General features: G+C 65.1%; 10 protein-coding genes. 1 reads left to right on the top strand and 9 read right to left on the bottom strand.

The features are described from left to right. Nucleotides 1–124: 124 nt before the first annotated feature. The 7 genes from rpsO to rimP all read right to left on the bottom strand — a co-directional run bounded on the left by rpsO (nucleotide 125) and on the right by rimP (nucleotide 8,078). Nucleotides 125–394: a 30S ribosomal protein S15 gene (gene rpsO, locus JJB99_RS00220; RefSeq protein ID WP_018644188.1), complete on the bottom strand. Its 270-nt coding sequence runs from the start codon at nucleotides 392–394 to the stop codon at nucleotides 125–127. A gap of 2 nt (nucleotides 395–396) precedes the next feature. Then, entirely contained in the window at nucleotides 397–1,515 is a 1,119-nt protein-coding gene (truB, locus tag JJB99_RS00215) for a tRNA pseudouridine(55) synthase TruB (protein WP_200496847.1), read from the bottom strand. Further along, complete coding sequence (rbfA, locus tag JJB99_RS00210; protein ID WP_200496846.1) at nucleotides 1,512–2,003, bottom strand: 30S ribosome-binding factor RbfA; 492 nt, start codon at nucleotides 2,001–2,003, stop codon at nucleotides 1,512–1,514. The genes truB and rbfA overlap by 4 nt, the downstream gene beginning before the upstream one ends. Before the next feature lie 157 nt (nucleotides 2,004–2,160). Further along, on the bottom strand, nucleotides 2,161–4,863 hold the full coding sequence (gene infB, locus JJB99_RS00205) for a translation initiation factor IF-2 (protein WP_200496845.1): 2,703 nt from the start codon (nucleotides 4,861–4,863) through the stop codon (nucleotides 2,161–2,163). Between the two features lie 70 nt (nucleotides 4,864–4,933). Next, the gene (locus JJB99_RS00200) at nucleotides 4,934–5,632 is read right to left on the bottom strand and encodes an RNA-binding protein (RefSeq protein WP_200496844.1); all 699 of its coding nucleotides are present in this window, start codon (nucleotides 5,630–5,632) and stop codon (nucleotides 4,934–4,936) included. A 77-nt stretch (nucleotides 5,633–5,709) separates the two neighbouring features. Continuing rightward, nucleotides 5,710–7,320 (bottom strand): transcription termination factor NusA, encoded by a 1,611-nt coding sequence (gene nusA, locus JJB99_RS00195; protein WP_200496843.1) that lies wholly within the window; start codon nucleotides 7,318–7,320, stop codon nucleotides 5,710–5,712. 2 nt (nucleotides 7,321–7,322) lie between these two features. After that, nucleotides 7,323–8,078, bottom strand: a complete 756-nt coding sequence (rimP, locus tag JJB99_RS00190; RefSeq protein WP_200496842.1) for a ribosome maturation factor RimP — start codon at nucleotides 8,076–8,078, stop codon at nucleotides 7,323–7,325. A 377-nt stretch (nucleotides 8,079–8,455) separates the two neighbouring features. Here rimP and JJB99_RS00185 point away from each other — a divergent pair, with 377 nt between their 5' ends. Continuing rightward, on the top strand, nucleotides 8,456–9,538 hold the full coding sequence (locus JJB99_RS00185) for a DUF2336 domain-containing protein (RefSeq protein ID WP_200496841.1): 1,083 nt from the start codon (nucleotides 8,456–8,458) through the stop codon (nucleotides 9,536–9,538). Here JJB99_RS00185 and trmB read toward each other — a convergent pair. Continuing rightward, nucleotides 9,535–10,245 (bottom strand): tRNA (guanosine(46)-N7)-methyltransferase TrmB, encoded by a 711-nt coding sequence (gene trmB, locus JJB99_RS00180; RefSeq protein ID WP_200496840.1) that lies wholly within the window; start codon nucleotides 10,243–10,245, stop codon nucleotides 9,535–9,537. The two genes, JJB99_RS00185 and trmB, sit on opposite strands and share 4 nt — an antisense overlap. Next, nucleotides 10,242–11,399: a M20 family metallopeptidase gene (locus JJB99_RS00175; protein WP_200496839.1), complete on the bottom strand. Its 1,158-nt coding sequence runs from the start codon at nucleotides 11,397–11,399 to the stop codon at nucleotides 10,242–10,244. Before JJB99_RS00175 ends, trmB begins: the two co-directional genes overlap by 4 nt. Nucleotide 11,400 lies beyond the last annotated feature (1 nt).

Here is an 11,400-nt window from a genome sequence, read left to right as displayed (position 1 = left end):
CGATTCTCATCGCACTTTGGCCTCGCAGCCGACGCGCACGCAGCCTCGATCAAAAACCTTTAGACAAACGCTTTCGTTCGAAACCACGCGCAAAAACGCGCGCCAGTGGCGCGCGCGGGAACACTTAACGACGAATGTTGTGCTTCTCGAGTAGCGCCTTGTAACGCGCCTCGTCCCTCTTCTTGAGGTAATCGAGGAGCGAGCGACGGGTCGAGACCAGCTTCAAGAGGCCACGACGCGAATGGTTGTCCTTCACGTGGGTCTTGAAATGGTTGGTGAGGTTGTTGATGCGTTCCGACAGGATCGCGACCTGAACCTCGGGCGAGCCGGTGTCGCCGGCCTTGGTGGCATTCGTCTTGATGACTTCCGCTTTGCGTTCTGCGGCAATCGACATCGTCAATTTCTCTCGTTGCGACCGGTCGAGGCAGTCAAGCCGGTCAGGTTGAACACACGCTTGGGGATGATTTCGCCATTGCCAACTTCGGCAAGCGCCAAAAGACGGCCTGCCACCGTGACATAGACTGTGCCGCTACAAGTGGGCGCATCCCGTCCGCGCAACAAAACGGCCTGGCCCCGATGGAGCCTTGCCGCATCAGCCCGAGTGACGGCCAGTGCCGGGATGTCGTCCAGCGCGGTCTCAACGGGCATGAGCGCGTCGGCGAGGCTGCCCTCGCCGGACGCGGCTCTATCGCACAAAGCCTCCAACTGATCCAGCGGAATCATGTCGGTTTCGTCAAATGGGCCGACCAGGGTCCGCCTGAGCGCGCAGATATGGCCGAAAGTGCCGAGAATCCGGCCCATATCGCGGGCCAGTGCCCGGACATAGGTGCCCTTGCCGCACTCGGCCTCGAACACGGCCCAGTCGTTATCCGGTTGATCCACAAGGGACAAATGGTGAATCTCGACCGGGCGAGGAGCCAGTTCCACGACCTCGCCGTCACGGGCGAGGTCATAGGCGCGCTCGCCCTGGACCTTGATCGCGGAATAGCGCGGCGGGATCTGTTCGATCACCCCGGTGAAGCGGGGCAGCAGCGCCAGGATGGCCTCGCGGGTCGGGCGCTGGTCGGAGGTCGCGGTGACGCGGCCCTCGATGTCGTCGGTGTCGCGCTCCTCGCCCCAGCACACGGTGAACTGGTAGCGCTTGCGGCCGTCCATGACGAAAGGCACGGTCTTGGTGGCTTCTCCAAGAGCAATGGGCAGGCCGCCGGAGGCGAGCGGGTCGAGTGTGCCGGCATGTCCGGCGCGCTTGGCATTGAACAGGCGCTTGAGCACGGCAACGGCCTGCGTCGAGGTCATGCCGATCGGCTTGTCGAGTACGACCCAGCCATGGACGTCGCGGCGGTCGCGGCGCGCCTGGTTGCCCTTCTGCTGCCTGGCGCGCGGATCGTTGTTGACGCGGCGCGGCTCCTGATGCGGCTGAACATCACCGCCGACATCCGCAAAATTATTTTTCTGCACGTCACGCAGATCGGGCTCTTCGTTGCCGATCGCGCCGTGTGCCGGGTCCATAATCATTGCTCTTCTTCCCGATCCAAATCCGGATCCTGTTCCAAGTCCTGTTCCAAGTCCTGTTCCAAGTCCTGTTCCAAGTCCTGTTCCAAGTCCTGTTCGAGGTCCTTCTGCACCGCAGGTGTTCGCAAAAGCTTCTCGATCCGTTCCGCTTCGTCGAATCGCTCGTCGACGCGGAAGCGAATGTCAGGTGCAAATTTCAGGTTAACGCGCCGCGCGACCTCGCCGCGCAGGAATTTCTTGTTGCGCTCGAGCGCAGCGATGACGAGCTCGGTGTCGCGGCCACCGAGCGGCATCACGTAAACTGTTGCCAGCTTAAGGTCGGGCGACATCCGTACCTCCGGCACGGTGATGATGTGGCCTTCGAGGTCCGCATCATGCACATTGCCTTGCGCCAGAATCTCGGCCATCGCATGGCGAACCTGCTCGCCGACGCGCAACTGACGCTGCGAGCCGCCGGGCGCGGAACTCTTCTTCTGATGGTGCCGTGGCATCGTCGAAAATCACCTCGTCGTGCCCGTGTTTGGGACACGAGCATTGTCATTTGTCCTGTTGAAACGAATGAGGCGCGGATGGCCGGAAAAAATCCGGCCACCGCACTTCCCGCAATTTCAGCTCAAAAAGATCCGGGCGCTTCGGTAAGATTTGGACTTACAGGGAGCGCTGGATCGTCTCCACGCGATAGCACTCGATCACGTCACCGGCACGCATGTCGTGATAGTTCTCGAAGGCCATGCCGCATTCCTGACCGGACTGGACTTCCTTCACTTCGTCCTTGAAGCGCTTCAGCGTCGACAGCTTGCCTTCGTGCACGACGACGTTGTCGCGGATCAGGCGCACATTGGCGCCGCGTTCCACGGTGCCGTCGGTGACGCGGCAGCCGGCGACCTTGCCGACCTTGGAGATGTTGAAGATCTCCAGGATCGCGGCATTGCCCAGCATGGTTTCGCGCAAGGTCGGCGCGAGCAGGCCGCTCATCGCCTTCTTCACGTCGTCCACGAGGTCGTAGATGATGTTGTAGTAGCGGATCTCGATGCCGTTGCGCTTGGCGGCCGCGGCCGCCTCCTTGTTGGCACGAACCGAGAAGCCGATGATCGCGGCGTTGAAGCCTTCCGCGAGCGTCACGTCGGACTCCGAGATTCCGCCGACGCCGGCATGCAGGATGCGGGCGGCGACCTCGTCGGTGCCGAGCTTCTCCAGCGAGCCCAGGATCGCTTCCAGCGAGCCCTGCACGTCGGCCTTGATGATCAGCGGGAATTCCTTGCGGCCCGCCGTCTTCAACTGCGACATCATCTGCTCGAGCGAGCCGCGCATGCCGGAGATCGAGGCCGCCGCGTTCTCCCGCTTCTGGTGCGCGCGGTAGCTGGTGATCTGGCGGGCGCGGGCTTCGTTCTCGACCACGGCGAGACGATCGCCGGCTTCCGGCGGACCGTTGAAGCCGAGCACCTCGACCGGGACCGAGGGACCCGCCTCTTGCACGGTCTCGCCCTGATCCGAGATCAGCGCACGGACGCGGCCCATCTCGGCGCCGGCGACGATGATGTCGCCGATCCGCAGGGTGCCGCGCTGCACCAGCACGGTCGCGACCGGACCACGGCCGCGATCGAGCTTGGCTTCGATCACGGTGCCTTCGGCCGGACGCTCCGAATTGGTCTTGAGGTCGAGCAGTTCGGCCTGCAGCGCGATCATCTCGAGCAGCTTGTCGAGATTGGTCTTGTTCTTGGCCGACACCTCGACGTCGACGACGTCGCCGCCGAAGGATTCCACCTGCACTTCGTGCTGGAGCAGCTCGGTGCGCACGCGCTCGGGCTTGGCATCGGGCTTGTCGATCTTGTTGATGGCAACGATGATCGGCACCCGCGCCGCCTTGGCGTGGTTGATGGCTTCGATGGTCTGCGGCATCACGCCGTCATCGGCCGCGACCACCAGCACGACGATGTCGGTGACCTTGGCGCCGCGGGCGCGCATCGCGGTGAACGCGGCGTGGCCGGGCGTGTCGATGAAGGTGATCTTCTTGCCGCTCTCGGGCGAGACCACCTGATAGGCGCCGATATGCTGGGTGATGCCGCCGGCTTCGCCGGAGACCACGTTGGCATGGCGGAGCGCATCGAGCAGCGAGGTCTTGCCGTGGTCGACGTGACCCATCACGGTCACGACCGGCGAGCGCGTCTCGGTGTCGGTGGAATCGTCGACCTGGTCGAACAGGCCCTCTTCAACGTCGGAGGCGGCAACGCGCTTGACGGTGTGGCCGAGTTCTTCGGCGATCAACTGCGCGGTGTCGGCGTCGATCACGTCGGTGATCTTGTGCATCGCGCCCTGCTTCATGAGCATGCGGATGACGTCGACCGCGCGCTCGGCCATGCGGTTGGCGAGCTCCTGGATGGTGATCGCTTCCGGGATCACCACTTCGCGGATGAGCTTTTCCTTCGGCTCGTTCGCGGCATGGCCCTTCAGGCGCTGGGTGCGTCGGCGGAACGAGGCAATCGAGCGCTCGCGCACCTCGTCGGCATTGAGCGCGGTCACGACGGTCAGGCGGCCGCGCTCCTTCTGCGGGCCGGGCTTATGGGTAGGCTTGGGAGCGACCACAGGACGCGCGGCGCCGCCGGGGCCGCGACGGATCTGGCGCGGAGCCTCATCCTCATCGGGTTCGGCTGCAACGGCGGGGCCGCGACCTGCCGGTCCACCCGGACGCTGCGCGGTGGTCGTGGCAGGACGCGCCGTCGTGGTTCCCGGGCGGGCCGTCGTGGTTCCAGGCCGCGGCGCGGGAGCACCGGGACGCGGCGCAGGAGCGCCAGGAGCCGCCGCAGCGGGACGCGCGGCAGAGGGCTGCTCGCCCTCGCCAAAGCGCTTCTTGGCCTCGGTCTCGGCTTTCCGCTTGGCTTCGTCCTCGTGGCGATGACGCTCGTCCTCGGCCTTGCGGCGGGCTTCGGCAGCTTCGCGCTCGGCGCGTTCGGCGGCCTCGCGGACAGCGCGGCGCTGGGCCTCTTCCTCGGCCTGGCGGCGTTCCTCGACCTCGCGCAGCTTGGCATCGGCCAGCGCGCTGGCGCGCGCGGAGCGCTCGTCCTCGGTCAGCGTGCGCAGCACCACGCCGGAACCGGCGTTGCGCGGTGGCGCCGCCGGGCGTGAAGGGGTGGGCGCAGGTGCCGCTGGCGCCGGCTTTGCAACAGTCGTGGGCGCCTGCGGCTCAGGGCTGCCGTCGATGCGGCGCTTACCGCGCTTCTCGACCACGACCTGCTTGCTGCGGCCATGGCTGAAGCTCTGGCGCACGGTGCCCGTTTCGACGCGCGGCTTGAGCGATAGCGTCTTGCTCGGAACGCTCAGCTTCTTGTCGTCAGGGGTCTTGGTATCAACCATTCAGCAGTCCTAATCCTGATTTATCAGTGTTGTGCGTTGCCGCACCGTCCTATCGGGTCGTCGTTGTCTCTCAGAAATCCTGGCCGGGCTTTTCGGCAGTCTTGTCTTCGGCAGTCTTGTCAGCGTCCGCCATCCGGTATCGGACCAGCATCTGGCTACGTGACAGGAATGACTTGCTCGCCGGGCCCGCGAGCAGGGCTGCATGTATCACATTTGACCGGGTCAGTGCCAAATCCAATTCTATCGATTTCAGCGCGGTGACGACGGGAATCTGCGGCTTGGCGCCGCGATTTCCGGCATTTTGACGCGCCAGCATGTCCAGTTTGCGGATTCCGTCCGCGGCCCCGTCGCTGGCGTGGATCAGGACCTCGGCCGTGCCTTCCTGAAGTGCGCTCTCGACCTTGCCGAAGCCGGCGACGACCTGGCCTGCCTTGGCGGCGATCCCAAGGGCTTCCGCCACGCTCCGGATCAGGAGGGCCTCGACATCGGCGGGAAGCGTCTGGGGGATGCGCAGCTCGCGCTTGAAAGCCTTGTTAAATTGGTGACGCCGCACCGCTTCCGCAACCGCCTCTCGCGAGGCGGTGATCCACATGCCGCGTCCGGGCAGCTTGCGCTTGAGATCGGGAACTATGTCGCCTTGCGGCGACACGACGAAGCGGATCAGCTCGTCGATCGGCCGGACCTCGCGGCTGACCGCGCACATGCGCATGGTCGCCGACCTTTCGGTCCGCGGTCCATGGTCGAGTTCGCTGTCAGTGCTGGCGAGCATCCGGGTGACATCCTCCTTCGCCTTCTAAGTCGCGTGTTCTTTACGCAAAACCGGTCTCCACTTTCGCCGAACCCGCATCAAGCCGGTTGATCTTCGGTCGCCTCGGCCTCCTCAGCCGGCTTGGCGAGATCGGCCTCGGTGATCCAGCCGGCCTTGACGCGGGCCTGCATGATCATCGCTTCGGCGTCGTCACGGGAGATGTCGATACCGTCGAGTGCACCCGGATGCTTGGTCTGCTCGCCGCCTTCCTTGCGCTCGGTCCAGCCGACCAGATCGTCGGTGGCACAGCCGGCGAGGTCGTCGACCGTCTTGATGTCGTTCTCGCCGAACTTCACCAGCATCTTCGAGGTGACGCCGGGCACGTCCTTGACGGCGTCCTCGACACCCAGCTCCTTGCGGCGGGCTTCGATCTCGGCTTCCTGCTGATCGAGATATTCGCGGGCGCGGCTCTGGAGCTCCTGCGCGGTCTCCTCGTCGAAGCCTTCGATGCCGGCGAGTTCCTTCAGGTCCACCATCGCGAGTTCCTCGACCGAGGTGAAGCCTTCGGACGCCAAGAGCTGGCCGACCACTTCATCGACGTTGAGCGATTCCATGAAGACGCGGGTGGAGTTCTCGAAGTCGGCCTGGCGGCGCTCCGATTCCTCCTGCTCGGTCAGGATATCGATGTCCCAGCCGGTGAGCTGCGAGGCGAGGCGCACGTTCTGGCCGCGGCGGCCGATCGCCAGCGAGAGCTGGTTGTTGGTGTCGGGCACCACGACCTCGATGCGCTCGCGGTCTTCGTCGATGACGACCTTGGAGACTTCCGCCGGCGCCAGCGCGTTGACCACGAAGGTGGCGATGTCCGGCGACCAGGGGATGATGTCGATCTTCTCGCCCTGCAGTTCGTTCACCACGGCCTGCACGCGCGAGCCGCGCATGCCGACGCATGCGCCGACCGGATCGACCGAGGAATCGCGGGAAATCACGCCGATTTTCGCGCGCGAGCCCGGATCGCGGGCCACCGCCTTGATCTCGACGATGCCGTCATAGATCTCAGGCACTTCCTGCGCGAACAGCTTGGCCATGAACTGCGGATGGGTGCGGGAGAGGAAGATCTGCGGGCCTCTGGTCTCGCGGCGGACATCGAAGATATAGGCGCGGACGCGGTCGCCGTTGCGGAACACCTCGCGCGGCAGCATCTCGTCGCGGCGGATGATGGCTTCACCGCGGCCGAGATCGACGATCACGCTGCCATATTCGACGCGCTTGACGACGCCGTTGACGATGTCGCCGATGCGGTCCTTGAATTCCTGATATTGCCGGTCGCGCTCGGCCTCGCGCACCTTCTGCACGATGACCTGCTTGGCCGACTGCGCGGCGATGCGGCCATATTCCAGCGGCGGCAGGGTGTCGGCGATGGTGTCGCCGACCTGGGCGCCGGGATTGGCGCGCTGCGCATCGACCAGCGAGATCTGGTTGGAGTGGTTCTCGACCTTGTCGACCACCAGCATGTGGCGCGACAGCCGCAGCTCGCCCTTCTTCGGGTCGATCTCGGCATGAACGTCAGTCTCGCTGCCGTAGCGGGCCCGCGCCGCCTTGGCGATGGCGTCCTCCATCGCCGCGATCACGATGCCGCGGTCGATCGATTTCTCGCGCGCAACGGCGTCGGCGATCTGGAGCAATTCAAGTCGATTGGCGCTGACTGCCATGGCTAGTCTCCTTCGTCAGGCTCGATCTCGCCACGCCGCGCGCGTTCGGCGGCCAGGCGATGTTTCTTGGTATTGGTCGGGGCCGGCTTCTTCTTCGGCCTGGTGTTCTTGGTAATCTTTTCGCTGATCTTGGCGTGCGGCGCCTGCGGCGGCTCGAGGCCGAGCTCCCGGCGCATCTGGCGCTCCTCGGCCTTGCCGCGGCGCATCGATTCCGCGATCAGCTCGTCCGTCAGCACCAGCCGCGCCTCGCCGATATCCTCCATCGTCAGGAGAACGTCGGCATCTTCGCCGGCCTTGACGTCGTCGCGATGCAGATGCACGCGGTCGCCTTCGACAGCACCGAGCGTGCCGCGGAACCGCTTCCGCCCCTCATGGGCGACCGCCATCTCGATCTTCACCAGATGGCCAGAATAGCGCTCGAAATCGGAACGTCGCACCAGCGGACGGTCAATCCCCGGCGAGGAGATTTCCAGCCTGTAGGCGCGGTCGATGGGGTCGGCGACGTCGAGCACCGGCGACAGCGCCCGCGAGATCGCCTCGCAATCTTCGAGCTGCATCGAGCCATCCGGACGCTCGGCCATGATCTGCACGGTGCAGCCGGCCTCGCCCGAGATGCGGATCCGCACCAGACGGTAGCCCATGCCTTCGAGCACTGGCGCTGCGACCGCCGACACCCGTGCCGCCACGCCCGGCTCGATCACGAGCCTCGGCTCGGCCAGCAACTCGGCATCGGTGGAACCAGTGTTCCGTTCGGTCATATCAGGGGTCAAGGCGCTCGATGGTAAATGCTTGGTTAAGACGTCAAGGTGGTAAGACTTCAAAGCCCGCTTCGGAACTTTCCCGACAGCGCGCCGGGCCGCATCTTCCGCCAAGCCGCGCTCAGGTAATAAAAAAGAGCGGGTCCTTTCGGGCCCACTCTCACTACGCGGATCGTATGAGAAGATGAATTGGCGCTGATATAGCTCTTTCTGCCCGCCCGGACAAGGCCCATCGCAGCGGCGAGGAGGCTTTTTGCGCCCGGTCCGCGGTCCCCAGCGGCAACGCTTCTTTCATCAAGCAGGCCTAAATTCCCTGATCGTGGGGCGGCTTGGACCAAGGGCGCACCCGCGGCGTGCCCTGATCGAGTTGCGTTTTCATGACTGTTGCCACGTCGCTCATTCCCGGACTGGACGATATCGTCAAACGCGGCGACCCCAGGCGTCGTGGCGAGATCGCGCGCGCCATCTCCGCGCTGTTTTTTCAGGATGCCGCAAATCTCCGCCCTGACCTCGTCGATCTCTTCGACAATCTCCTGATCGATCTGGTACCGCATGCGGAGCTCACCGCGCGCGCCGATCTCGCTGAGCGCTTCTCATACCTCGATAACGCGCCACCGCACCTGGTGAACCAGCTCGCCCGCGAGAACGAGATTACGGTGGCGGGCCCGGTGCTGCGCCGCTCGCCCGTGCTCGACGATTCCGCGCTGGTCGAGATCGCGCGGCTGAAGGGTCAGGGCCATCTGCTGGCGATGACCGAACGCCCCACCTTGTCTTCCCTCATCACTGACGTGTTGATCGAGCGCGGCGATCGCGACGTGGTGCGTCGCGCCGCAGGCAATGCCGGTGCGGTGTTTTCTCCCGGCAGCTATTCCGAGCTGATCAAGCGCGCCGCGCAGGATGGCGTGCTCACGCTGAGGATTGGCCAGCGCAGCGATCTCTCGGGCGAGCACCTGAAGGAGCTGCTCAACGGCACGCTTGACGTCATCCGCCGCCGCCTCTCCAGCGTGGTCAATCCAGCGCGCCAGGTCGAGATCAAGCGGGCGATGGCCGCGATCGAGGAAGCTGCGCGCCCCCCGGGGCCGCGCCGCGATTACTCGGCGGCGCAGCGCACGGTGCTGGCCTTGCATCGCGAAGGCCATCTCGGCGAGAGCGCGCTGCTCGGCTTCGCCAAGGCGCACAAATACGAGGAATCGATCGCTTCGCTCTCGGCGATGTCCGGTATCCGCCTCTCGATCCTCGATCGCCTGATCGCAGGCGACCGTTACGATCCGATTCTGGTCCTGGGCCGCATGCTCAATCTCGGCTGGCCCACGGTGCGCGCGCTGGTCCTGATGTGGTACGGCCCGAATCGCACGCCGGCCGATGGGGACCTCGAGCAGGCGCGCTCGAACTTCACCCGCCTGATGCCAACGACGGCCGAGCGCGTCGTGAATTTCTGGCGCAACCGGCAGACGATCTAAATTCGCCTGAACCGCAAGTACGCCGCCTTGCGCCCTTCACGCGCGGCTTTGCGGCCGTAACGCGTCATGGTGTAGCCCGCCCATGGTTGCCGGAAATCGTCGGCGCGTTCTGCAAGCCAGGTGAAAGCCACCGAGCGCGCGAGGTGCGACAGCGTCCAGGCGCAGTAATCGTCGATGTCGCAGACGAAGCGGAATTCGCCGCCGCGCTTCAGCACGCGCGCCATCGCCGCGATGGTGCGGTCCTGGACGAAGCGCCGCTTCCAGTGCCGCCGCTTCGGCCATGGATCGGGATGGATCAGGTCGATCCGCGACAGCGAAGCCGGCGGCAGCCAGGCCAGCAGTTCGGCGGCATCGCCGGCGAACAGGCGGATGTTGCCGATGTTGGCGGCCTCGATCTGCGCGAGGATTTTCGCCATGCCGTTGACATAGGGCTCGCAGCCGATGAAGCCGGTCGTCGTGAAGTGTTGCGCTTCCGCCGCAAGATGCTCGCCGCCGCCGAAGCCGATCTCGAGCCGCACATCCTCGGCCGCGGGATCGAAGATCTCCGCGGCATTCGCCGGCGCTTCGCCCTCGATGTCGAGCGCAAGATGCGGCAGCAGATGGTCGATCAGCTCGGCCTGGTGCTGCCGCAGCTTGTGGCCCTTGCGGCGCCCGAAGAAGGCGCGCTGGCTGTCATCGCGATCGGGATCTGAGTTGCGCTCGCTCATCGCAGGGTCTGGTACAGCCGATGGAGCAGCCGCGCGCGCGGCTCGAGCGAGGAGACATAGAGCTGCTCATAATGGGTGTGTGCGCCCTTGCCGTCGACGCCGAGGCCGTCGAGCGTTGCGGTGTGCGCGGCGGTGAAATTGCCGTCCGAGCCGCCGCCGGTGTGGGTGTCGAGCAGCTCGAAGCCGATGTCGGCGGCGAGCGTCTTTGCATGCTCGTACAGCGAGGCGCCGGCATTGCTCTTCTCGTAAGGCGGTCGATTGAGCTCGCCCCTGACCGTGACGCTGACGCCTTCGGTCTTGGATGTCAGCCCGAGGATCTTGCCGACGAATTCTTCCGCGTCGGCAAGGCTCGGCACGCGCAGATCGATCTCGGCATAGGCCTCTTCCGGCGTGACGTTGGGGCGGGTGCCGCCGCGCGCCACGCCGACATTCACGGTGACGCCGCGCTTGAGATCATTCATGCCTTCGAGCGCCAGGATGACGTTGGCGAGCTCGCGAACGGCGCTGCGGCCGTCCTCGGGCCGCGTTCCGGCATGCGCAGGCACGCCCTTGATGAACACGCGGAAGCGTCCGACACCCTTGCGTCCGGTGACGATCTTGCCGCCGTCGCGCGCCGGCTCCGTCACCAGCACGTATTTCGCTTTGCGCCCCTCTTTCTCGATCAGCGCACGCGAAGTCGGGCTGCCGATCTCCTCGTCGGAGGTGAAGACATGGGTGATGCCGAGTGGCGGGCGAGCGCCGTCGGCGCAAAGCGCACGAAATGCGTGGTGGGCGATGTAGGCGCCGCCCTTCATGTCGTAGATGCCGGGGCCGAACGCGCTGTCGCCCTCGACCTTGAACGGCAGGCGCTCGATGAAGCCCATGGGATGAACGGTATCGAGATGACTGAGGATCAGGATGCCCGGCTGATCCTGGCCCCACGCCGAACGCGCGATGAGATGATCACCGCAGCCGTCGACGCCGGCGACGCGTTCCAGCGCAACGGGCAGATCGTGGAAATGATCCGCAACCAGTGACATCAGTTTGTTGACCTGTTCGGGCGCGTCGGTCGGCGTCTCGATCTCCACCCAGCGGCGGATGCCATAGAGAATAGTTTGAGAATCGAACCAATTGGCGCTGGTCATGGACGGATCTGTGCCTTCGAACTGCATCATC

The organism is Bradyrhizobium diazoefficiens (assembly GCF_016616235.1).
GTDB lineage: Bacteria > Pseudomonadota > Alphaproteobacteria > Rhizobiales > Xanthobacteraceae > Bradyrhizobium > Bradyrhizobium diazoefficiens_H.
This window is presented reverse-complemented; position numbering and strand designations above follow the sequence as displayed.